The 22,380-nt window shown below is 44.2% G+C and carries 20 protein-coding genes; 11 read left to right on the top strand and 9 right to left on the bottom strand.

Annotated elements, in window-relative coordinates:
• Positions 1-71: 71 nt before the first annotated feature.
• From FSC11_RS11330 to FSC11_RS11305, 6 genes are all read left to right on the top strand, one after another.
• Entirely contained in the window at positions 72-1,490 is a 1,419-nt protein-coding gene (locus FSC11_RS11330; protein WP_163166960.1) for a phosphomannomutase/phosphoglucomutase, read from the top strand.
• Between the two features lie 10 nt (positions 1,491-1,500).
• A complete protein-coding gene (gene argB / locus FSC11_RS11325) occupies positions 1,501-2,409 on the top strand; it encodes an acetylglutamate kinase (protein WP_005221120.1) in 909 nt (302 codons plus the stop codon).
• Between the two features lie 278 nt (positions 2,410-2,687).
• Entirely contained in the window at positions 2,688-3,536 is an 849-nt protein-coding gene (locus tag FSC11_RS11320) for a class II glutamine amidotransferase (protein ID WP_163166958.1), read from the top strand.
• A gap of 277 nt (positions 3,537-3,813) precedes the next feature.
• Complete coding sequence (locus FSC11_RS11315) at positions 3,814-4,269, top strand: bacteriohemerythrin (protein WP_004893331.1); 456 nt, start codon at positions 3,814-3,816, stop codon at positions 4,267-4,269.
• Positions 4,270-4,408: 139 nt separating this feature from the next.
• The gene (locus FSC11_RS11310) at positions 4,409-5,488 is read left to right on the top strand and encodes an SLC5/6 family protein (protein ID WP_163166956.1); all 1,080 of its coding nucleotides are present in this window, start codon (positions 4,409-4,411) and stop codon (positions 5,486-5,488) included.
• The gene (locus FSC11_RS11305; protein ID WP_004811128.1) at positions 5,488-5,814 is read left to right on the top strand and encodes an RnfH family protein; all 327 of its coding nucleotides are present in this window, start codon (positions 5,488-5,490) and stop codon (positions 5,812-5,814) included. Before FSC11_RS11310 ends, FSC11_RS11305 begins: the two co-directional genes overlap by 1 nt.
• A 109-nt stretch (positions 5,815-5,923) precedes the next feature.
• Here FSC11_RS11305 and FSC11_RS11300 read toward each other — a convergent pair whose 3' ends face one another.
• The gene (locus FSC11_RS11300; protein ID WP_004811126.1) at positions 5,924-6,322 is read right to left on the bottom strand and encodes an outer membrane protein assembly factor BamE; all 399 of its coding nucleotides are present in this window, start codon (positions 6,320-6,322) and stop codon (positions 5,924-5,926) included.
• 112 nt (positions 6,323-6,434) lie between these two features.
• Between FSC11_RS11300 and fur the strand changes: the two genes are divergently transcribed.
• Positions 6,435-6,872 carry a ferric iron uptake transcriptional regulator gene (gene fur, locus FSC11_RS11295; RefSeq protein ID WP_004811125.1) on the top strand — a complete coding sequence of 146 codons (438 nt, stop codon included), beginning with the start codon at positions 6,435-6,437 and terminating at the stop codon, positions 6,870-6,872.
• Between the two features lie 78 nt (positions 6,873-6,950).
• Here fur and FSC11_RS11290 read toward each other — a convergent pair whose 3' ends face one another.
• Both FSC11_RS11290 and FSC11_RS11285 read right to left on the bottom strand, forming a co-directional pair.
• On the bottom strand, positions 6,951-8,072 hold the full coding sequence (locus FSC11_RS11290; protein ID WP_163166954.1) for a PilT/PilU family type 4a pilus ATPase: 1,122 nt from the start codon (positions 8,070-8,072) through the stop codon (positions 6,951-6,953).
• 31 nt (positions 8,073-8,103) lie between these two features.
• On the bottom strand, positions 8,104-9,141 hold the full coding sequence (locus FSC11_RS11285) for a type IV pilus twitching motility protein PilT (protein ID WP_004811122.1): 1,038 nt from the start codon (positions 9,139-9,141) through the stop codon (positions 8,104-8,106).
• Positions 9,142-9,264: 123 nt separating this feature from the next.
• Between FSC11_RS11285 and FSC11_RS11280 the strand changes: the two genes are divergently transcribed.
• The gene (locus FSC11_RS11280; RefSeq protein ID WP_163167788.1) at positions 9,265-9,951 is read left to right on the top strand and encodes a YggS family pyridoxal phosphate-dependent enzyme; all 687 of its coding nucleotides are present in this window, start codon (positions 9,265-9,267) and stop codon (positions 9,949-9,951) included.
• Between the two features lie 46 nt (positions 9,952-9,997).
• Here the strand turns inward: FSC11_RS11280 and FSC11_RS11275 are convergent, their stop codons facing one another.
• The 3 genes from FSC11_RS11275 to FSC11_RS11265 are packed head-to-tail and all read right to left on the bottom strand — an operon-like array spanning position 9,998 to position 15,975.
• The gene (locus FSC11_RS11275) at positions 9,998-11,104 is read right to left on the bottom strand and encodes an acyltransferase family protein (protein ID WP_163166952.1); all 1,107 of its coding nucleotides are present in this window, start codon (positions 11,102-11,104) and stop codon (positions 9,998-10,000) included.
• Positions 11,105-11,109: 5 nt separating this feature from the next.
• Positions 11,110-14,715 carry an AAA family ATPase gene (locus FSC11_RS11270; protein ID WP_163166950.1) on the bottom strand — a complete coding sequence of 1,202 codons (3,606 nt, stop codon included), beginning with the start codon at positions 14,713-14,715 and terminating at the stop codon, positions 11,110-11,112.
• 9 nt (positions 14,716-14,724) lie between these two features.
• A complete protein-coding gene (locus FSC11_RS11265) occupies positions 14,725-15,975 on the bottom strand; it encodes an exonuclease SbcCD subunit D (RefSeq protein ID WP_163166948.1) in 1,251 nt (416 codons plus the stop codon).
• 519 nt (positions 15,976-16,494) lie between these two features.
• Here FSC11_RS11265 and FSC11_RS11260 point away from each other — a divergent pair.
• Both FSC11_RS11260 and FSC11_RS11255 read left to right on the top strand, forming a co-directional pair.
• The gene (locus FSC11_RS11260; RefSeq protein WP_004893338.1) at positions 16,495-16,950 is read left to right on the top strand and encodes an ABZJ_00895 family protein; all 456 of its coding nucleotides are present in this window, start codon (positions 16,495-16,497) and stop codon (positions 16,948-16,950) included.
• A 180-nt stretch (positions 16,951-17,130) separates the two neighbouring features.
• Positions 17,131-18,042: a TIGR01777 family oxidoreductase gene (locus FSC11_RS11255; RefSeq protein ID WP_163166946.1), complete on the top strand. Its 912-nt coding sequence runs from the start codon at positions 17,131-17,133 to the stop codon at positions 18,040-18,042.
• Here FSC11_RS11255 and thiO read toward each other — a convergent pair.
• Positions 18,022-19,143 (bottom strand): glycine oxidase ThiO, encoded by a 1,122-nt coding sequence (thiO, locus tag FSC11_RS11250; protein ID WP_163166944.1) that lies wholly within the window; start codon positions 19,141-19,143, stop codon positions 18,022-18,024. The two genes, FSC11_RS11255 and thiO, sit on opposite strands and share 21 nt — an antisense overlap.
• Positions 19,144-19,226: 83 nt before the next feature.
• Complete coding sequence (gene hemB / locus FSC11_RS11245; RefSeq protein ID WP_163166942.1) at positions 19,227-20,240, bottom strand: porphobilinogen synthase; 1,014 nt, start codon at positions 20,238-20,240, stop codon at positions 19,227-19,229.
• A gap of 107 nt (positions 20,241-20,347) precedes the next feature.
• Here hemB and FSC11_RS11240 point away from each other — a divergent pair, with 107 nt between their 5' ends.
• Positions 20,348-20,839, top strand: coding sequence for a thioesterase family protein (locus tag FSC11_RS11240; protein ID WP_004893342.1), 492 nt, complete (start codon positions 20,348-20,350; stop codon positions 20,837-20,839).
• Between the two features lie 51 nt (positions 20,840-20,890).
• On the opposite strand, the gene glpK is transcribed toward FSC11_RS11240, so the two are convergent.
• Positions 20,891-22,375 (bottom strand): glycerol kinase GlpK, encoded by a 1,485-nt coding sequence (gene glpK / locus FSC11_RS11235; protein WP_163166940.1) that lies wholly within the window; start codon positions 22,373-22,375, stop codon positions 20,891-20,893.
• Between the last annotated feature and the right edge of the window lie 5 nt (positions 22,376-22,380).

Genomic DNA, 22,380 nt, shown 5'->3' with positions numbered 1-22,380 from the left:
GTTTCACATCATGGTGATGACACCTGATTTCTGAACTTATATTCTCCTATTTAGCAGTGAAATTACGATCTATGGGATTTATGCATCATCCATTCCCCATGCAAATCTTTCGTGCTTATGACATTCGCGGTAAGGTTAGTTTACTCAATGTCAGCATGGTAAATGCCATTGCACATGGCCTGGCCCAGCAGTATCAGTCTGCGGGACAGACACGTGTCGCGATTGGTTATGATGCAAGGCTATCCAGTCCAACCTATGCCCATATTATCCAGCGCACCTTAAGCCTGTATGCGATTGAAGCGCACATTATCGGCTGCTGTTCTAGTCCGATGCTGTATTACACGTCACGTGAATTTGGTGGCAACGGTATCATGATTACTGCAAGCCATAATCCACGAGAAGATAATGGCATCAAGTGGTTGATTAACAATCAGCCCCCATGTCCTGAAATGATTCAGGAGGTAGGGCAGGAAGCTCAAAAATATTATTCAGATCAACTACAACAGATAGACTGGATTGAGCATAAGATTATTCCAGAATATTGTCTCAAATATCAGCAGTCCATTCTCAATGATATTCAACTGAAACGCCGTTATCGGGTCGTACTGGATGGGCTGAATGGTTCAGCGGGGCGTTGTGCGGCTCTGGTATTGAGCAAGCTTGGTTGTGATCTGACGACAATAAGAACTGAAGCGAACGGTCATTTTCCCGATCATGCACCGGATCCGTCTCAGGAAGCTCATTTACAGCTGTTAAAAGCAAAAGTTTTAGAGACAAGAGCCGATCTCGGAATTGCCTTGGATGGCGATGGTGATCGGCTGGTACTCATCGATGCAGATGGGCAGGTTATTACGGCTGATCAGTTGTTATGCCTATGTGCGGAAATTTGTCTGAAAGATACGGTTGATAAAGAATTTGTCTTTGATGTGAAATGTTCTACCCTGGTTCGTAATACGGTACAAGCGCTGGGCGCTAAGCCGGTCATGATCCGCACAGGAAGTTCTTTCCTGCGGAAGTATCTGGCGAATTCTCAAGGACAGGCGATTTTCGGTGGTGAATATGCTGGGCACTATGTCTTCAATGATGGACGTGGCGGCGGTTATGATGATGGTATTTATGCGGCACTCAGAGTCATGGAGTATCTGGATCAAACTGGACAGACACTGGCAGAAGCACTGACACGTTATCCAAAACGTACGGGTACTGAGGACCTGTATGTTTCGACGCATCAGATTAAGCCACTAGAATTACTTGACTTTGTTGAAGCACAATCACGTAAATTAAACGCGCAAATTAGTAAAATTGACGGTATACGTCTTGATTTTGATGATGGTTTTGGCATCATTCGAGCATCCAATACAGGTGAATACTTCACAGTGCGTTTTGATGCGGAAAATCAGAGCCGCCTGAATGAAATTCGTTACCTGTTCGTTTCGATGTTACGTGACCGCTATCCAGCGATCGCCCAAGACATTTTAGATGCTCAATAAGGAGAGGCGAATGCCAAATCAACAGACAGGCATCGACAAAGCACAAATTCTGACTGAAGCTTTGCCGTATATTCAACGCTTTGCGGGTAAAACCCTAGTGGTGAAATATGGCGGTAACGCAATGACCGATCCTGAGCTGGAAAGTTCATTTGCTCGTGACATCGTGTTACTGAAAACTGTAGGTCTGAATCCGATCGTGGTACATGGTGGCGGTCCTCAAGTCGATTCTATGCTGAAACAGCTGGGCCGTGAATCTGAACGTATTGATGGCATGCGTGTTACTGATCCTGCAACCATGGAAATCGTTGAAATGGTGCTTGGCGGGAGCGTAAACAAATCGATCGTTAATCTGATCAACAAACATGGTGGACGTGCCATTGGTCTGACCGGTAAAGACGGTAACCTGATCCGTGCACAAAAACTGCTGATGGAAAAAACAGCAGAAGATGGCTCGATCCAGAAAATTGATTTGGGGCTGGTGGGTGAAGTAGTTGGTGTCAAAACTGATGTACTGGAAATGTTTACCAATAGCGATTTTATTCCTGTGATTGCACCGCTGGGTGTGGATGAGGAAGGCAATACTTACAATATCAATGCCGATCTGGTTGCAGGTAAAGTGGCTGAAGCCTTGGGTGCAGAAAAACTGATTCTGCTGACCAATATTAGCGGTGTACTAGACGAAAATAAAAATCTGCTGACTGGCCTGACCACTCAGGAAGTTGATCGCCTGATTGAAACAGGTGTGATCTATGGCGGAATGATTCCGAAAGTGGGTTGTGCACTCGATGCTGTGAAAGGTGGTGTCATCAGTGCACATATTGTGGATGGTCGTGTACCGCATGCCAGCCTGCTAGAAATTTTTACTGATCATGGTGTTGGTACCTTGATTACCAACCGTGTAAAGTCAGGCCATCATTAATTTAAATGATTCAATGATAAAAAAGAGTCTCAATCGGGACTCTTTTTTATGTCTTTTATTTTTAGCTCTTGTCTTCTGAAATCATCATAATTTTTCTTTAGCAGAACCCTGTTGTCTTGAAAAAACAGCTTGAACCAGATTTATCTTTTTTAAAATAAAGCATAAAAAAGCATTCTTTAGCATTTTTGGCGCATAAGATTGCATGGATCAAGATTTGAAAAGCCCCAGGGACTCATGCACAATAACTGCATAAATACTCCGATACCTGAATGAAGATTATGTGCCAGCTGCTTGGAATGAATTGTGCGACACCGACAGATATTACCTTTTCATTTCGAGGCTTTTCACAGCGCGCAGGGATTACTTCAGATCATGCCGATGGTTTTGGGATCGCTTTCTTTGAAGATAAAGCCTGCCGCTTATTTGTCGATAACCAGTCTGCGGTTGAATCACCGATTGCCGAGCTGATTCGCAATTACCCAATCAAATCACGTAATGTAATCGCACATATCCGTAAGGCGACTCAGGGTAAAATCAATCTGGAAAATTCGCATCCTTTTAGTCGCGAGTTGTGGGGACGTCAGTGGATCTTCGCGCATAATGGTGACCTGCATAATTTTTTTCCAGAGCTCTCAGGCCGTTTTACGCCAGTCGGTAATACCGACAGTGAACGTGCTTTCTGTTATCTGCTTGATCAGTTAGTAAAGCGCTTTGGTTATCATGAGCCAAAACAGGATCAGATCTTTGATCTGCTGACCGAGATTTCGCCATCCATTGCCGAGCATGGTACTTTTAATTTTTGTTTGTCCAACGGTCAGGCGCTGTTTACCTATGCCATTACCAAACTACATTGGCTGGTGCGTGAATATCCATTTAAGCCTGCACAACTCATTGATATTGAGGTAGAAGTCGATTTTAGCCAAGTGACCACTCCCGAGGACCGTGTCGCTGTGATTACCACGGAACCATTGACCCAGAATGAGGAATGGACGGCTTTCCAACCTGGTGAGATGATTCTGTTCCAGCATGGAGCAAAAGTGCGTTCTCAACTCACCTATGTAGAACGTCTGGAACGTGAGCGACTGGACCCTTCGCTCAAACGGGTGACACGTGCAGATCAGTACTGATCTCGAAGCTAATAAAGACAGTGAAAAATACTGTCTTTTCTGTTTAATATTCATGTAAAAAATAAAAGATTAATAATAGCTTATAGCTCTTATTGGTTAATTAATATCTGATCTTTTTGCTCAGAATAAATTAATTTTAATTATATATAACAAATACTTAAATCTAAAAGTGTAATTTTATCACTAAAGCCGACTAATTCACTTCATTTTTATTTAAATCAATACCCTATATGCTTCAATTTATGTGATAAATCCTCAATATTTATAGGTGGTCGTAATGAAAATGAAATGGGTTCCAGAATACAATACTGGTATCGATGTGATTGACGATCAGCATAAACGAATTCTCGATTACATTAATGAAATCGACGAAATTGATGTCAATACCAATCGTGCGCGTGTTAAGCAAATTCTAGAAAATATTATTGATTACACACAATCGCATTTCACTTTTGAAGAATCACTTCAAGAAGAGGCGGGTTATAAATATCGTGTACCGCATAAACGCGTGCATGATCTGTTCATTAAAAAAATTGAGTCGTATCGTGACCGTTTTGAAATGGGACATTCGATTGAAGCTGAATTGCATGAAGTATTATCTAAATGGCTGATCAACCATATCCAGCATGATGACGCGGATTATGTGGGTGCGGTGAAGGAAAACATGATCGGCCTGATCAAAGAAAAAGAAAAGAAAAAGGGCAAAAACTGGTTCGCTCGTTTCTTCTCATAAAGTAATTTTTCCCTATAACAAAAATTAAAGTCTAATGATCATTTTGCGCAGCAAATCATCTTCGGGTGGTTTGCTTTTTGTTTTTGATTTTCACCGCTATGCAAGGCAAAATAGCGCTAGATTTTTATAGGAATGCATCATGCAGGACAATGCTATGTCAAAATGGTTATCGCCTCTGATGGCTTTTTGTTTATCTTTTCTTATTATTGCGACCCTCGCACCAATAACAGGTATTCAGATTGATCGTCAGCTTGATTTCTGGATGTTGTGGTTAGCGACAATGCTGATCCTGGCGCTTCCAGTCTGTTATCTGGAAATTGCTTTAGCGAAACGTTCCAATACCACCGCATTACAGGCATTGTCGAGCCTGACCCGTGAGGCAGACAGTTCACAGCGCTGGCGTGTTGTCGGTTGGCTGGCTGTGGTGTTTATTCCATTTCTTGCGGGTGCAATGCTGAATCATGCCTCCAACGTAGTATCGATTGCCAATTTTGAAGTGCAGCAACCAGTCATTCTGGCTGGATTGGCGATTGCGGCTTTGCTGTTGTCTTTAGTTCCACGTCTAATTCTGGTGGGAATTACCACTGTAGGCGTGATTGCATCCTTGGTCCTTGCCAATGTCATGGGTACAGCATTGCCTGAATGGCAAGTAACTCCGGTACAATTCTCTGAATGGGGCAATGCAACGGTACTGGCACTGGTGGCCAGCGGTTTAGGCATGGGCTTGTACTGGCAGTCTAGTTTGGCTGTTGTCAAACAGCAGGATGTAGCGACCAAAACAGTATTACCGATCTGGATTGCACAACTGCTTGCAGTAATTGCTTTTGGTTTCTTCGCGGTAAAAGCTGAAGTTCCTGCATTTGCCTTGATCGCTGCGATTGTAGCTGCGGCTGCACTGATGTTACAGATGGCGCGTGAACAGCTGCAACAGCGTCAGATAAATGTCATCATTCAGTGGGTAATTGTGGCGGTAGCAACACTGGTCTGGTTGATTCCAAATATCACACCGGTATTTAATAACCTGCTGATCCTTTGGGGGCTGGTGATCAGCCTGATCTATGCTTTGTTTGCTGGCTGGATCATGAAGATCAGTCATCTTCGTAAATCAATGAATTTCAGTTCAGAGGCGTTCTATAATATCTGGCGTATTGCAGTTCGGGTGGTATTACCAGTGTCGATTGTTGTGGCCATTATTGCCGTGTTAGGGCAGTGGTTCTGATGAATCAGTCAGCGTTGATTTGGGTGGCGTATGCTGCCCCTGAGCAACAGTTTCATATTGCAGTACCGTTTCAGCAGGGCATGACTGCACTGGATGCAATTGCTGCAAGCGGCATCCGCGATCAGGTGGAATTGCCTGAACCTTTGAATCTGGGAATATTTGGCGTGCGCTTGCAGGATCATGCACAGCTTTTGAATGCTGGGGACCGTATAGAAATTTACCGTGCGTTGATCATTAATCCTAAGGATATTCGCCGTAAACGTGCAGCGCAAAATCCTGTAGGACGTTATAATAAAGGTAATCGGTCCAAGCTGTGGCAATCTTGAGGTTGATCAAATGCGTCATAAAATCGGCAAAATGCCAGTAATTTGATAAACCTATGCAGTTAATTAGAAAAACCCCTAGAAATACAGGGGTTTTTTTATGGAAAAGCGATTATAGTGGTGGCGCTGTCAGAATCGCTTCTTTTGAACCAGGTAAACCGGGTTGTGACGCTGGAATGGTTTCTAGACCTTCAATGCGCTCTACAATACCGTTTGGATTGAAGTAGATTTTTAAGTGCTGACCACGTGCAGCAGGAATGTTGGCTTTTTTAGCATAGGTTCCTGGGGTATAATTGTAGATGTAGTCCCAGCGTAATGGATTTAAAGGATCTGTCACTGTTGGGCTGCCAAGTAGGAAGCGGACTTGTTGGTGGCTCATTCCCACCTGGATTTTAGAGGCTTGTGCTTGAGTTAAAGGTGTTCCTTGAGGAATATCAACTTTGTACACACCTAAGGTCGAACAGCCGACGAGCAATGAAGTGACGAATAACGTCAACATGATTTTTTGCATTTTGCTACACTATCCCAAATTAATTATGATGCATTTGATCCAAGGATAGATCATACTGCATCTAAACTTTGTTGCATATTCCAACTTTAATTTTGTTGAGAGACCTTTTTACATGCCTATTTCAAATCAAGATTTACGCAAAGCTGGACTGAAAGTTACCCTGCCTAGAATTAAAATATTAGAACTATTAGAAAACTCACGTCAGCACCATTTAAGCGCGGAAGATATCTACAAGACTTTACTCGATCAAGGGGAAGATGTGGGTCTTGCAACTGTATATCGTGTGTTAACACAGTTTGAAGCAGCGGGCATTATTCAGCGTCATCACTTTGAAAATAATCATTCTGTATTTGAAATTATGCAGGATGATCACCATGATCACCTGGTATGTCAAAACTGCAATAAAGTTGTTGAATTCACCAATGACGTGATTGAACATGAACAGCACGAAGTTGCGAAAAAATTCGGCTTTGAATTAACAGGCCACTCACTGAATCTGTATGGTTACTGTGATGAACCTGAATGTCAGGACGCTTATCGTAAAAAATAACATCAGATGTTCTTGGATATAAAAAAAACAGGCTTCAAAGGAAGCCTGTTTTTTTTATATGAGGATGATGACTTAATCTTAAGATTGTCCATCAAAGGTAATATTGCTGCCGGCATTCATCAGATGTGCACCACCTTCTTCGGATAACTTGATTTGCAGACGCAGATCGTTTGGAGAGTCAGCATGTTTCAACGCATCCTTATAGCTGATCTGTTTGGCCTTATACAGGTCATACAGTGCCTGGTCAAAAGTCTGCATTCCAAGTTCACGTGAACGCTTCATCAAGTCTTTAATTTCATGCACATCACCTTTACGGATCAGATCTGAAACTAAAGGTGAGTTGATCAGGATCTCAATTGCGGCACGCCGGCCTGTACCATCAATGGTTGGGATTAGCTGCTGTGCCACCATCGCTTTGAGGTTTAAAGACAAGTCCATAAACAGCTGGTTATGACGGTCTGCTTCAAAGAAGTGAATAATCCGGTCAATGGCCTGGTTGGCGTTATTGGCGTGTAGGGTCGCAAATACCAGGTGACCGGTTTCCGCAAAGGCAATAGCATAGTCCATGGTTTCACGGGAACGGATCTCACCGATCAGAATTACGTCTGGTGCCTGACGCAGGGTATTTTTCAGGGCGATTTCAAATGAATCTGTGTCGATCCCGACTTCACGCTGAGTGATGATACAACCCTTATGCTGGTGCACAAATTCGATCGGGTCTTCGATGGTAATGATATGACCTTTGGAATTTTCATTACGATAACCAATCAAAGAGGCAAGAGAAGTCGATTTACCGGTACCTGTTGCACCCACGAAGATGATAATACCGCGCTTGGTCATCGCCAGTTCTTTCAGAATTGGCGGTAACTTTAAATCATCCATAGTGGGAATGACGGTTTCAATACGACGCAGAACCATACCCGGCTGATCACGCTGCTGAAATGCACTGACACGGAAACGTGCTGATTTGCTGGGATTGGTAATCGCAAAGTTACACTCATGTGTATCGGCAAATTCCTTGCGCTGTTTTTCCGTCATAATTGAATGCAGAATCTGGCCTACTGCTGGTCCAGGTAATTTGACTGATCCAATCGGCACAATTGAGCCATTCACTTTAATTGAAGGTTCGACATCTGCAGTAATGAACAGATCCGATGCCTTTTGCGCCACCATATAGTCGAGTAAGCCGTTAAAATCCATACTTCGTCCCCGAGAAAATCAAAAACATTTTTTATAGGAAAGATTCAGGCTGTTTAGCAGCAGTACGCGCAACTTGTGGACTGATCACGCCTTTAGATACCAGTGTTTTCAGGCTCTGATCCAGCGTAGTCATACCATAGTTGGCACCGGTCTGAATGGCAGAGTACATTTGAGCAACTTTGTTTTCGCGGATCAGGTTACGGATGGCCGGAATACCGATCATGATTTCATGTGCAGCGACACGACCACCACCATTTTTCTTGAGCAGGGTTTGTGAGACAACCGCTTGTAATGATTCAGACAGCATGGCACGAACCATGTCTTTTTCTTCGGCCGGGAATACGTCGATCACACGGTCAATAGTTTTAGCAGCAGAAGTCGTATGCAGGGTGCCAAACACCAGGTGACCGGTTTCAGCAGCAGTGAGTGCCAGACGGATGGTTTCAAGGTCACGCATCTCACCCACCAGGATAATATCCGGGTCTTCACGTAATGCAGAACGTAATGCTTCATTGAAACCATGCGTGTCACGATGCACTTCACGCTGGTTGATCAGACATTTTTTGGATTGGTGTACAAATTCAATTGGATCTTCGACGGTCAGAATATGGTCATAACGGTTATCATTAATATAGTCCAGCATCGCTGCCAGCGTCGTTGATTTACCTGAACCGGTTGGGCCTGTGACCAGTACCAGACCACGCGGATAGTCACAAATATCTTTAAAAATCTGCCCCATGCCCAGATCTTCAATGGTTAAAACTTTAGAGGGAATGGTACGGAATACGGCACCGGCACCGCGGTTCTGGTTAAATGCGTTCACACGGAAACGGGCGACGCCAGGAACTTCAAAGGAAAAGTCAGTTTCTAGATTTTCTTCATAGTCACGGCGCTGTTTATCGTTCATGATATCGTAAACCAGCTTGTGAACTTCTTTATGTTCCAGGGCAGGCAGGTTAATACGACGAACTTCACCATCAACACGAATCAGTGGTGGCATCCCCGCAGACAAGTGTAAATCTGACGCGCCATTTTTAGCAGAAAATGCTAATAATTCTGTAATGTCCATAAAGTCCCCAAAGGCATTTAAATGTTATTTATTTTGATAGAATAATAAGGCTTTCCCACAGCTTAACCAACACTTAGTTGGGGGGCAAGGGAAAAAAATATGAACGAAATGAGAACTCCGTCAATGAAAATGTTGCAACTCGCACGAGATCAGGTATTGGCCCAAATTCATACTGCATGTCAGCAGGCTGGTCGTGATGAACAGACCGTGCAGCTGCTGGCTGTTTCAAAGACACATCCAGCGGAAATCTTGGCGGAAATGTATGCAGCCGGACAGCGCAGTTTTGGTGAAAACTATTTGCAGGAAGCGCTGGATAAGATTGAAAAGTTGCAGGATCTGGAGATTGAATGGCATTTTATTGGGCATGTTCAGCGGAACAAGACCAAGCATCTGGCAGAGAAGTTTGACTGGGTACATGGGGTAGATCGTCTGATCATTGCCGAACGTCTGTCTAATCAGCGCGAAGATAATCAAGTACCCCTAAATATTTGTCTTCAGGTGAATATTGACGGGCAGCATACTAAAGATGGCTGTCAGCCAGAAGAAGTAGCGGATCTCGTAGCGCAGATCAGCCAGTTACCAAAACTGCGTCTGCGTGGTTTGATGGTGATTCCGGCGCCAAATAATACAGCGGCTTTTGCTGATGCCAAGGCTTTATTCGAAGCGGTTAAAATGCAACATGCCAAAGCTGAGGATTGGGATACTTTAAGCATGGGGATGTCAGGGGATATGACCGAAGCGATTGCGGCAGGTTCAACCATGGTGCGGGTCGGCACCGCCTTGTTTGGGGCACGTCCTAAAAAGAATTAACGGATCCATATTTTTAGACAGGTTTTTAGAATTGTTAAGAAAAGTGTTATTGCATTGAGCGGGATAACGCTTTTCTTTGTTGTGGTTCGAGTAATTTTGCCATTAAGCTAGCCAGTAGAACTAAAACCAGCATAGTCGCAACTAGGGCCAGAACAGCACCCCCTAGCCCATAAGCACGGCTTTGTGGAAAGCAGCCCAAAATAAACAGTAGTAAAGGAAAATGAGTCACATAGAGGGTATAAGAAAAACTCGCGGACTTTACCCAGACCGGTCGATAATGACTGAGTTTTTGTTGCAGTTGAATCAGCCAGCAGACAAAAGCCAATCCCATCAACATGTTAAATGGTACAAAATAGTTGCCACGATAAATTTTGACCTGATCGATCATATGAAAGTGATAGGCGTCCCTACAGGCAATGAAAAAAGCCAGGCTCAGGCAGCCCAGTTTGAGTGAATTCAAATGATTTAAGACATACTGTTGAATATGACCAAATGAACTGGCAAAGGCCGTCAGCCATAAAAGCAAATAAATCAGAAATTGGGGATTAAGTGCGGTAAGTGTAATTAACACTAAAGCAAAACTGAGTTTGGCAATAACGGATTGTTTTAAAAAAGGCAAAAAGCCCGCCAGCACATAAAACCAGACCTCAAAACTTAAACTCCATAGTGGCGCATTGGCAGATAGAGTGGGCGTCACAAAGCCATTTAAAAAGAACAGTGAACCCAGAAAATTGTCCCACTCCAGACTATAGTTAGTACGAATCATCATGCCAAAACTGTTTTGAAACTGATGTGTATGAGAGCTAAAGAAGTAAGGTGCCAGAATATATAAAGTTAAGGTCAGAGCGAGGGCAAACAGGAAAGGCGGTAAAATTCTACGGCAGCGCTGCCGGATATAGTGAGACAGATTAAACTGGCTATTTTGCTGGATATTATTCTGTATAGAGGTTCCGATCAGATAGCCACTTAAAGCAAAGAACATCATCACCGCGGCCTGACCAAGCAGCCGGACCCAAGAATACAGTGTTAAATCAAAAGGGGCGATAAAAGCCTGAAAGCAGTGACTAAATAGCACCACAATTGCACTCACTCCACGCAAGCTTTCCAGTTGTAAACTGAATTCAGCTGAAAATCTGCGTGAAGTCATATTCATGAGCGCTAGCCTATAATCTGAATGGTGCTGGCACCAGAGCCAATGGGTTTAACCTGAATCTGGACTGGAATCCGTTCATGCATTTCCTGGATATGCGAGATCAGCACCACTTTACGACCCTGGCTTTGCAGATGATCGAGAGCATTCATCACCATATGTAAGGACGCTGGGTCAAGCGTTCCAAAACCTTCATCAATAAATAGCGATTCCAGCTTCATCGAGCCAGACGCCATATTGGCAATGGCCAAGGCTAAGGCGAGTGATACCAGGAAAGTTTCCCCACCGGACAGCGAAAGTACAGGGCGGACCTCACTGTTCATATCCAGGTCAATAATCGCCAGACTCAGACTGTTCGGAATACGGTGCAGCTGATAGCGTGGAGCCAAAGGCTGGAGTTGCTGATTGGCATATTCAACCAGAATATCCAGATGATGTTCCTGGGCAATTTTCTGGAATTTGGTACCTTCTTTATGTCCAATCAGGTCATAAATCCGACCCCAACGATATTCCTCAGCCTTAATCTGTTCAATCTGATGCTGGTATCTGGCATACATACTCTGGTTGTTGGCATTCATACGCAGTTTGGCATCGGTTTCATTCAGTGTTTCTTGTTGTGCTGTCTTTTCCTGTATCAGTGCAGCCAGTTTTTGTTCAATCTCTTCAAATTCATGTTCAGGCTGCAGTTTTAAATGTACCTGATATTGTTCTTCAAGTAACTGCCATGCGGTTTTGGCATTTTCCAGTGCCTGTTTTTGATTGGATAAATCCTGGCGGATACGTTGATGGCTGGTGAGATCAATACGCAGCCATTGTTCAATTTGCGTCGTAGTCACCTGTGGACGGTTCTGCTGCCAAGCCTGAATATTCTGCTGATATTGTTCAAGTTGCTGATCAATCTGCTTTTGTTGGGTGATAAAATCCTGCAACTTAAGATTGGCCTGATGCAGTTGTTTTTCTGCCTGACTGGTTTGTTGTCGCTGGATGTCTAGTTGCTGTTGCAAAGCTTTGGTTTGCTGATCCAAAGTCGTCTGCCACTCTGCAGCTACCCGATATACTTGTCCTGCATGTTGCCCGGTCAATTCAGCTAGTTGCTGGCGTAAGTCCTTACCTTGCTGGATAAGTTGCTCTAAAGACTGGTGGCGTTGCGCAAAATTCTGCTGTTCAACTTGCAGCTGATATTGGGTTTTATCAACTGCTTGTTGCTGTGCTTGCAGCTCAGATTCCAGTTGCTTTTGCACATTTAAATGCTGCATGCGTTGTTGTAACTGTTGTTGTAGAGTGGATAACCATTTTATCGGATCCTGAGATGCATAGTTCTCAGGCAATACATTGATTAGGGGTTGAATAAGCTGGTCCAATTGGGTCCGCTGTTGCAGAACCAATTGCAGTTGATGTAAGTGTTGTTGTTGCTGACGCCATTGCTGTAATAGCTGCTGTAACTGCTGTTCCTGTTGTTGCAACTGTTCAGTCTGCTTTACGATACTATTGCTATGGTCTTTCAAAAGGTGGGTTAAACGATTTAAGTCATTTTCATTCTCAGTAATAACCCCTAAATTCGCCAGCTGCGTTGTATATTCAATCTGTTGCTGCTGAATTTGCTGCTGGAGTGCTTGCAAACGCTGCTGTTGCTGTTCAATCACAGTTTGCAGCTTTGAGATTTCAATCTGTTTCTGCTGCTGGGTCTGACTTAGCTGATCGAGCTGTTGTCTGGCTTGCTGTAATTGCTGTTCCTGTAGCTGACATAAGCTTTTGTCCAGTAGCTCATGTTGTCCTTGAGTAAAAGGATGTTCATGACCGCCGCATACCATACAGGGTTCATCAGGTTTTAATTGGGCACGCAGTTCCTGCACGCTTTGTGTATGCAATAAACGCTGCTGAGCTAAAATCCGCTCTAGCTGTTCATAAGCCTGTTGTTCAGATTGAATCTGTTGCTGCAAAGTCTGTTCAGCATTTTGCAGTAATTTCAGCTGCTGTTGCTGGGTATTTATAGAGGTTTGTAGCTGCTCTGACTCTTGAGATTGTTGCAGAGTCTGTCGTAAGCGTTGCTTTAGCCCATCAAGCTGAAGCTGTTCGGTATAATGCTGTTGGAGGGTCTGCTGAACAGATTTAAGTTGCTGGTCTAACTGTTCAATACTTTGATGTTGCTGGATCCAGTGGTTGAGCTTGGCAGATAATTCGGTAACGGTTTTTTCCAGTGCAGACAAAGGCTGATTTAGGCTTTCAGGATTTTTTTGCAATAGTTGCTGATACTGCTGTAAATAGTCCTGCATACGTTGCAGGGTGCTTTGCGGCTCCTGATCAAAAACACTTAAAAATTCTGACTGGGTTAACTGCTGAGTAATCTGCTGCTGTTTAGCCTGAGCATGACTTAAGGCCAATTGCTGCTGTACTAACTGCTGTTCTAGGGGGTGCAGGTGAGTAGTTTGAAACTGATTTTGCTCCGTATTCAGTTTTTTATACTGTTCAGATACCGTATGGATAGCATGATCCAGCTTTAAACCTGCTTCCAGATGTGGCTTGATCTGGTCTAAATGCTGCTGAAATTTCTGCTGCTGTTGCTCCAAGGCTACTAGTTTGGTTTCTTCTTCAATAAAGCGTTTTTTTAGCGTTTCAAACTCAAGGGTGAATTGTGCCTCTTGTTGCTGAATCTGAATTTTTTTCGGTTCTAAACGGGAATGCTGAATAAACTGATCACGGATAGACTGGAATTCATCCAGCTGTTCCAGTAATTGTTGCTGTCCTGCAGATTTATTTATGGCATCCAACTGGACATCATACACTTCTTTTTTTGCATGGACTTCGGCATACAGCTTATGTCGGTCCAGATGCCATTTTTTCTCATTTTCCAGCAGTTTTTCAGATTGCTGAAGATTCTGTAATTGTAAAGACAGCGCCGTCTGTTGCTGTTTTAAGGCGTTAATATCTTCTTCGGACAGGGTTTCAATATGTCCAATCAGCTTTTCCAGATCACTGCGCTTATTTTTTACTTCACTGAATTTTTGTGCTGCTTTTTGACTGACCACACTGAAAATTTGTGAATTGGTCAGATATTCCAGCAGGTCTGCACGTTCATGATCTTTGGCTTTTAAGAAGGCTCCCACTTCAGACTGGGCAAGTAGGACAGCACGGGTAAACTGCTCAAAGCTGAGTCCAATCAGTTTTTCAATAAGTGGCGTGACTTCGGATATTTTTTGGGTGAGCGTGGTGTCATCATCAAGGCATTTGATATAACGGTCGACTTTTAAATTGCCATCAATTTTATTGCGGGCACGGCGGATTTCCCAACGGGCAAGATAGCGCTTGCTATCCAGCGCAATAAATTCCAGTTCACTAAAGCCGGTGGTTGTGCCACGACGCAGAATATTTTTAGAATCTTTGATGGAAACATCCTGTCCACCCGTATCTTTGAGACTGCCAGTTGCACCTTTTAAACGTGGAATTTCGTTATACAGTGCCAAACACATGGCATCCAGCAGGGTAGATTTACCTGCACCAGTTTTACCGGTAATGGCAATCAGGCCGGCATGTGCCAACGGGCTATCATCAAAGCAAATATCATGAGTGCCTGCCAGAGAAGCCAGATTATTTAAACTCAAACGTAAAATTTTCATGGCATTTCCTTATGGCTGCTGCACATCAATATCTTGCTGGGCTTCATGTAGCAGCTGCAGGAAATCACGCTTTACCGAGTCATCTGGATCATAACCCATCTTTTCCCAGAGGTTGCTGAACAGGGATTCCGGGGTCGGAGGCGCCAGATCAATTTTAGAAATGTGCGTGCTTGAGTCCGCTACTTGCTGATAAATCCGGGAAATACGTAGCAGTCGGTAACGGTTTGGCGGCAAAGCCTGTTCAATCTGCTGTCTGAGATCTACTGGGGGAGGCGCAGTGGTAGTGTATTCAATTTCCAGGAAATGGCGTGCAAACAGCTGATCAATTTCACCATTCGGCAAGGCCTTGACTTGGTCAATCAGATCATTGAGGTCGGCACGAATCCGGAGCAGATCTACAGTGCGTGGAATGATTAGAGGCTCATATTGAAAGCGTTGTTCATCTGACTGCATCGGGTCAATTCGTACCTCTACAACCTGATGTTTATAATTCAATTCACTAAAAGACAAAGGAATAGGCGAGCCACTATAGCGGATATGTTCCTGACCGACTTTCTGTGGCTTATGCAAATGCCCTAACGCGACATAATCAATACCATCTTCAAAAAGCGCCGTCGATAAGGCTTCTTCATGTCCCACTACAATCGGACGTTCTGAATCCGAAGTTTCTCCGCCTTGTATATGCGCATGTGACATCAGAATCAGCGCCTGATCTGGCTGTTTACGTGCCTTGGCTTCAGCGATCAGTTGTTGATGCAGATAGCTAATCGCGTTTTGACTGTTGGTGGTATGTTCATTCAGTCCGGTAATTTCGGCACTACGCAGATAAGGCAAGGCCAGGCACCAGGCTACAATTTTCTGTTCAGGGCTATAAATCGGCACTATCAGACGATCCAGATCCAGCTGGTTATTTTCCTTGCGGCTGATGACACCGACTGCACGTGCATTGAATTTGGCAAGAAAAGGCTCAACCTGCTCGATGCGATAACCGGAATCATGGTTGCCGGCAATCATCAGGGTTTGCATGTGCGGTGCCAGTGCATGGGCACTGGTTAAAAATTGATAAAGCTGTTTCTGAGCGCTGGAGGACGGATTGATGACATCAAAGATATCGCCTGCAATTAGCAGGGTATTTGGCTGTTTTTGTTTAATTTGTTCCAGCAACCAGCTCAAAAATTGGCGATGTTCAAATTCACGATCATGATTATGGAAAAATTGCCCCAAATGCCAATCTGATGTATGTAGAAAATGAACTGCCATGTCCCCTGAGCCTATAAAAGTTTAAACACCCGAAGTGGGTAAAAGCATGGATGAAACCAGCAAAAATCTTACTTCCGAAGCAGGAATGATCGTTTTGGTCTGGATGAAAAATATCAGTATAGTGAGCTCGATCTGAGAAAACCAGTATCGGGTTGGGCAACTACTTTTTATCTGACCCTAATAAGGCAATTTAATTTCTTGTTTTTTATCTATGTTTAAACTGGAGCAATAAGGAATAAAAATTTAGAAGCCCAAAAAATAAAGACCGACGATTCGAGTGATGGTGAAATCGTCGGTCAAAGTATGCTGTTTAAGAAAATTTTGGCTGCTATTCAAAACTTTCTGCTGCACACGAGTCTTATTGCTTTAGCAAAGATCAAACAGATTTGTGGATGCCGGTACAAATTTGGTGACCTTGTACCCTATATAACGTCAGCTTTACAGGATCGGTTGACAATACAATGAAAAAAAACTCATTTTTTTTTATACTGACTGCATCCTTTTGTGTGAGTGATGGCTATGGCGCCGCTAAAACGCTATTTTCTCTGGTTTTTTTTAATATGTTTTGTGATGACCTGTATTTGCGGCGTGATTGCAGCCCTAATGCCGATGGGAATGGGGGCTGTGCTGACCATGGTGCCGTATCTGGTGGCCATGATCTGGGTATTATTTAAATTTCTTCGTCAGAACCGTCGGGCACCGACACAAGCCGAACGTAAAAAAATCACTTTAGGATTCAGCCTGATTTTCTGGGGGTATAACCTGGCATTTTTATTATTGGGAATTCTGGTCGCAACCCGGTCCAATCCGAATGCCTGGCAGGATTTCATACTGTATCTTCAACAACCGCAGTTTATGAGTGTCGTGGTGATCATGTTCCTGTTGATTGCGATTCCATTGTATCTGCTGACTTACTGGTTCTATGGAAATCAGGCTCAGCGCATGGCCAACAAAATGTTTGGTAGCTCTCAGTAAATTATTTGCACATAAGTGACTAGAACTTTAGTCTAAAAAAAAAGCCTGAAACCCCTTAATATTCAGGCTTGATATCTTTTGCTGTAAGTCATTACGATGAATGGTATTTTTTGATAACTGCAAAGATTGGCCAGTTCAGTACAATGTTTGGGACCTAAGAAAAACAGCGACTGAATAACAATGCATAAGCCTGTCGTACTCATTACCGGAGCTAGTGGTTTTATTGGCCAATATGCGGTCAAACACTTTCTTGGACTAGATTGTCATGTCATTGGCCTGACGCGTGAACACCATCGCCTGGAAATGCATCCAGATTTTCACTGGATCAATGATTTTGATGAACTGCGTACCCGTCAGATTGATTATGTCATTAATCTGGCGGGTGAAAATATCGGTGCAGAGCGCTGGACTGCCGAGCGTAAAGATATTCTCTTACAGAGCCGATTAGACACGACCCGTCAACTCTATGAATTTTTAAAAAAGAATCAGATTTTCCCGAAATGTATTTTGTCTACATCTGCCGTGGGTTATTACGGTATTGATCCTCAAGAACAATGGCAACAGGTGTATACGGAAGAAGCTGCACCCCAACAGATTTTCATGTCTCAGCTTTGTGCACAGTGGGAGCAGCTAGCCTTATCCTATACTGATCAGAATACCAAGATTATGCGTTTTGGTGTGGTGCTGGGCAGAAAAGGTGGCATCTTGCCACAAATGCTGATGCCAATCAAAATGAATCTGGTGGGTCGAATCGGGAGTGGTCGGCAGCCATTCGCCTGGGTGCATATCCAGGATCTGCTTAACGTGATGGATTTTCTGCTGCATGAAAAAAGCAACGCTCACATCTTTAATGTAGTTGCGCCTGAGAAAACCAGCCAGCTGCGTTTTAGCCAGACAGCAGCAGAGCTACTGAAACGTAAACCGCTATTCTCTTTACCTGGCAGCATTATGCAGTGGATGTTGGGTGAGCAGTCACAACTGATTTTGAATGGTCAGTATGTCCAGCCTAAAGCACTGCAAGATGCCGGCTTTGAATTTGAGTTTCCAAGCATCAAGGAAGCACTCACAGATCTAGTGGGCAAGCGCAGTTAAAAGCTGTAACTGATCCGGTGCATAGGGTTGGGAATCCACTAAAGTCGATTGTCCGAGCATCAGCTGTCTGAGCAAAATAGCGGAGGCAGGCGCCATGCATAAGCCATTGCGGAAATGGCCAAAATTGGCCCAGCCATTTTTCAAATTTGGCAGTTGACCTATATAAGGAATGCCTTGTGGTGAGCCGGGACGTAAGCCAGCCCATTCCTGGACAATCGGGAATTCAGCCAGTTCTGGAACCATCTCAAAACTGGCATCCAGAATTTTCTGACGAATCTCGACAGCAGGCGTGGTATTAAAACCAACTTCGCGCATGCTGGAACCACAAACAATATGTCCATCCTGACGTGGAATCAGGTACATGACCTGATTCATACACATGGTCGGCAGCCAGTGGTCTGGCGTTTTAAACAACACCATCTGCCCCTGGACAGGATGCACTGGGACATCTCTTGTTAGCTGCAGCGACCATTGTGCTGACCATGCGCCGGTGCTGAAGACAAACTGATCTGCTGCAATCCAGTCGCCCTGTTCAGTTTGCACCGCATCAATTTGTGCATTACCAATTTTTATTTTCCGAACTGGTGTATGTTCTAGCCAGCTCACGTGGGGATGCTGTTTTAAATAATGAATAATGGATTGGAGTAAGCGAGGGTTACGCACATTGGCGATGTGGGGGAAGTACAAAGCATGTTTAAATTCGGATGAAACCTGCGGATTAATCTGCTCAATCTGTTCCTGCTCGATATAAAGCGCTTGCTGCATCGGCTCATGATGTCGTTCAGCATAGTGATAGCCAATGTCGAAATCTTCTTCATCAAAGATCAGCATGCCGGTTTCATGAATTTCAAAATCAATGCCAGTAACTGGTTTTAATTTGTTATTCCAGGCCTGATATAGCGGTTTGGCATATTTGGCCAAGGCATTGACTGCCTGAGGATAACGCCATGGATACATCGGGGAAAGAATACCGCCACCGGCCCAGGAGGCAGCTTTTCCTGCCTGCTGCTGATCCAGAATCGTTACTGAACAGCCCTGTTCAATCAACTCCAGTGCAGTCATGAGTCCATTAATCCCTGCACCGATGATGGCAATATGCATCAGGTTTTAACCCTTATTTTCGAATCTTGTTTAAACCAAAAACCAAAAAAATGCCTTCCTTGAATCAAGAAAGGCATTCCAGACTATTTCATTTCTTTCAGTTTTACTGCAGCTTCTTCCGCGAAGTAAGTCCAGATGCCATCTGCACCAGCACGGCGGCAGCTCATCAATGATTCCAGAATCACGCTGTCAGATAGCCAGCCATTCTGGATTGCACCCGCCAGCATCGCATATTCACCGCTGACCTGATACACGAAGGTTGGAATGCCAAAGGTATCTTTGACTTCACGTACGATATCCAGATAAGGAAGGCCTGGTTTTACAATGACCATGTCGGCACCTTCCTGAATATCCAAGGCGATTTCATGCAGGGCTTCGGCACGGTTGCCGACATCCATCTGGTAATTGTACTTATTGCCGCCTTTCAGGTTGCTTGAAGAACCTACTGCATCACGGAACGGGCCGTAGAAGCTGGAGGCATATTTGGCAGAGTAGGCCATGATAGACGTATAGATATGACCATTGGCTTCAAAAGCTTCACGAATCGCACCGATACGGCCATCCATCATGTCACTTGGTGCAAAGATATCCGCACCGGCTTCGGCATGGCTTAAGCCCTGTTTAATCAGACATTCAACCGTTTCATCATTTAAGACATAACCAGTTTCATCGATAATGCCATCCTGACCATGCGTGGTATAAGGGTCCAATGCGCCGTCGGTAATCAGTACCATTTCTGGTAATTCTTTTTTCAGCAGGCGAACAGTGGTTTGAACCAGACCATCTTCATACCATGCTGCTTCAGCAGTCAGACTTTTGTCTTCTTGTGGCGTTACCGGGAACAGCGCTAGTTTGCTGACACCCAACTCGAGCAGGCGTTCAGCTTTTTTCACCAGCAGATCTGCCGAAAGACGCTGAATATTTGGCATACTTGGCACGTCTTGAGTCTGGTTTTGACCCGGTAAAACAAATACTGGATAAATGAGATGATCAGCCGTGAGGTGCGTTTCACGAACCATTGAGCGCAGGTGTTCATTTTTACGAATACGACGCATGCGAGTTGCAGGAAACGCGGGACGATTGAACGTATAGGTCATAAAAATCTCATTGATCAATATTAAACTATGGGTATTGTAGTGCCTTAATTTGCGTTTAGGGCAAATGGATACATTTTTTTATTTAATCAAGGTTATTCGAGCAAACTATGACGGTAGCAGAGAAAAGTTGGACAGGAAATATTGATTTAGGCTCGAATAAGGATGTTCTATTCAACCAGTTGTGCGATGCTTTTAATGCTTCACCATTCTACCAATATTGCGGTATGCAAATGCGCGTTGTGGATGGACAGATTGAAGCCTATGTGGAAATGCAGAAGGATCTGATTGGCAATGTGGCATTCCAGATTTTACATGGTGGTGTGGCTGCCACCATTCTGGATAGTATTGGCGGAATTACCGCAATGGGTGAGCTGTACAAAAAAGCCAGCCCTGAAGATATGCAAGAAACCAGCAAAAAAGTTTCACGTCTGGCGACTGTGGATATGCGTGTCGACTATCTGGCACCCGGGCGTGGCAAATATTTTACTGCACGTGCAGAAACCCTGCGTCTGGGGCGTAAGGGATGTACCATGCGCATGACCCTGATTAATGATGAAGCTAAACCGATTGCGACTGCGATTGCCTCTTATGCTTACTAGAAGCTGAGATAATTAAAAAAACCGCTGAATATTCAGCGGTTTTTTTATGGCTTATAAATCTGATTTGGCTCGTTTTAAGGCATTTTGCCATTTGGCCAAGTGTGCTTCACGTTCATCATTTTGCATTTTCGGTTCAAAGGCCTGATCCAGTTGCCAGGACTGGGCAATCTCCTCCAGACTGGAAAAAACTCCGGACTTTAAACCGGCCATCGCTGCAGCTCCCCAAGCCGTTGATTCCAGCATTTTTGGACGTAGCACAGGAACATTCAGCAGATCTGCCTGGAACTGCATCAACATATCATTTGAACTTGCGCCACCATCGACACGGAGTTCTTTTAAAGGATGAGCAATATCAGATTGCATTGCAGTCAGAATATCGGACACTTGAAAGGCTATAGATTCTAAAGCAGCACGTGCAATATGGGACTTATTGGTACCGCGTGACATCCCACAAAGTAAAGCACGTGCTTCACTGTCCCAGTGCGGTGCACCGAGACCAGTAAAGGCAGGTACCAAAACTACGCCGTCTGTATCTGGAACTTTACAGGCCAGTTTTTCTACATCTGAACTTTTTTGAATAATCCCCAGACCATCCCGTAACCATTGCACCACCGCACCCGCCATAAAGATACTGCCTTCCAGTGCGTAGGTCGTGTGACCCTGTGCTTGCCAGGCAAGTGTAGAAAGCAGCTTGTTCTGACTCAGTTGAATATCATGACTAGTATTAAACAGCATAAAACAGCCGGTTCCATAAGTGTTTTTTGCCATACCGGGTTCAAAACAGGATTGGCCAAACAGGGCAGATTGTTGGTCGCCCAGAATACCTGTAATAGGAATGGTAGCACCTAATAAACCAGGTGCCGTATCTGCAATATGGCAATCGGAGCTGATGATTCTTGGCAGGACTGCAGCTGGAATATTAAACAGATCCAGTAGGCCTTCATCCCAACTTTGAGTTTGCAGATTCATTAGCATGGTACGGGAAGCATTACTGGCTTCAATGACATGTTCAGCGCCTTGGGTCAGGTTCCAGATCAGCCAGCTATCGATGGTGCCAAAAGCGACATGTCCTTGTTCTGCCAATGCGCGTAAACCCTCAGTATTTTCTAATAACCAGACCAGCTTTCCGGCACTGAAATAGGGGTCAATGCGTAGACCGGTTGTTTGTTGTACCTGATCCATCAGGCCTTGCTGAATCAGCTGATTACACCACTCTGTCGCACGGCGGTCCTGCCAGATAATAGCCGGCGCAAGAGGCTTGCCATTACGGCGATCCCACACAACAGTCGTTTCACGCTGATTGGTGAGTCCAATCGCTTTAATGTCTTTTGCTAGAACTCCCGCAGAAGCGATCGCTTGCTGAACGACACCAATTTGGGTAGTCCAAATTTCTAAGGCATCTTGCTCGACCCAACCCGAACGAGGAGTTTGAATATGTGTTTCTTTTTGAGCTGTCGCTTGAACCTGTCCATGTTCATTAAAAATAATTGCACGACTAGACGTCGTTCCCTGATCGAGGGCCAATAAATAGCTCATAATTT

Origin of the sequence: Acinetobacter schindleri (genome assembly GCF_010918895.1) — a bacterium.
Taxonomy (GTDB): Bacteria; Pseudomonadota; Gammaproteobacteria; order Pseudomonadales; family Moraxellaceae; genus Acinetobacter; species Acinetobacter schindleri.
Note: the sequence above shows the minus strand (reverse complement) of the source record. Positions and strands in the feature narration are given on the sequence as shown.

Coding starts and splice junctions, on each gene's coding strand:
- FSC11_RS11310 (WP_163166956.1), top strand. CDS start 4,409: ATGCAGGACAATGCTATGTCAAAATGGTTATCGCCTCTGATGGCTTTT.
- FSC11_RS11300 (WP_004811126.1), bottom strand. CDS start 6,322: ATGCAAAAAATCATGTTGACGTTATTCGTCACTTCATTGCTCGTCGGC.
- FSC11_RS11260 (WP_004893338.1), top strand. CDS start 16,495: ATGGCGCCGCTAAAACGCTATTTTCTCTGGTTTTTTTTAATATGTTTT.
- FSC11_RS11255 (WP_163166946.1), top strand. CDS start 17,131: ATGCATAAGCCTGTCGTACTCATTACCGGAGCTAGTGGTTTTATTGGC.
- FSC11_RS11240 (WP_004893342.1), top strand. CDS start 20,348: ATGACGGTAGCAGAGAAAAGTTGGACAGGAAATATTGATTTAGGCTCG.
- FSC11_RS11315 (WP_004893331.1), top strand. CDS start 3,814: ATGAAAATGAAATGGGTTCCAGAATACAATACTGGTATCGATGTGATT.
- glpK (WP_163166940.1), bottom strand. CDS start 22,375: ATGAGCTATTTATTGGCCCTCGATCAGGGAACGACGTCTAGTCGTGCA.
- FSC11_RS11305 (WP_004811128.1), top strand. CDS start 5,488: ATGAATCAGTCAGCGTTGATTTGGGTGGCGTATGCTGCCCCTGAGCAA.
- FSC11_RS11330 (WP_163166960.1), top strand. CDS start 72: ATGGGATTTATGCATCATCCATTCCCCATGCAAATCTTTCGTGCTTAT.
- FSC11_RS11280 (WP_163167788.1), top strand. CDS start 9,265: ATGAAAATGTTGCAACTCGCACGAGATCAGGTATTGGCCCAAATTCAT.
- fur (WP_004811125.1), top strand. CDS start 6,435: ATGCCTATTTCAAATCAAGATTTACGCAAAGCTGGACTGAAAGTTACC.
- FSC11_RS11320 (WP_163166958.1), top strand. CDS start 2,688: ATGTGCCAGCTGCTTGGAATGAATTGTGCGACACCGACAGATATTACC.
- FSC11_RS11265 (WP_163166948.1), bottom strand. CDS start 15,975: ATGGCAGTTCATTTTCTACATACATCAGATTGGCATTTGGGGCAATTT.
- hemB (WP_163166942.1), bottom strand. CDS start 20,240: ATGACCTATACGTTCAATCGTCCCGCGTTTCCTGCAACTCGCATGCGT.
- FSC11_RS11285 (WP_004811122.1), bottom strand. CDS start 9,141: ATGGACATTACAGAATTATTAGCATTTTCTGCTAAAAATGGCGCGTCA.
- FSC11_RS11275 (WP_163166952.1), bottom strand. CDS start 11,104: ATGAATATGACTTCACGCAGATTTTCAGCTGAATTCAGTTTACAACTG.
- FSC11_RS11270 (WP_163166950.1), bottom strand. CDS start 14,715: ATGAAAATTTTACGTTTGAGTTTAAATAATCTGGCTTCTCTGGCAGGC.
- argB (WP_005221120.1), top strand. CDS start 1,501: ATGCCAAATCAACAGACAGGCATCGACAAAGCACAAATTCTGACTGAA.
- thiO (WP_163166944.1), bottom strand. CDS start 19,143: ATGCATATTGCCATCATCGGTGCAGGGATTAATGGACTCATGACTGCA.
- FSC11_RS11290 (WP_163166954.1), bottom strand. CDS start 8,072: ATGGATTTTAACGGCTTACTCGACTATATGGTGGCGCAAAAGGCATCG.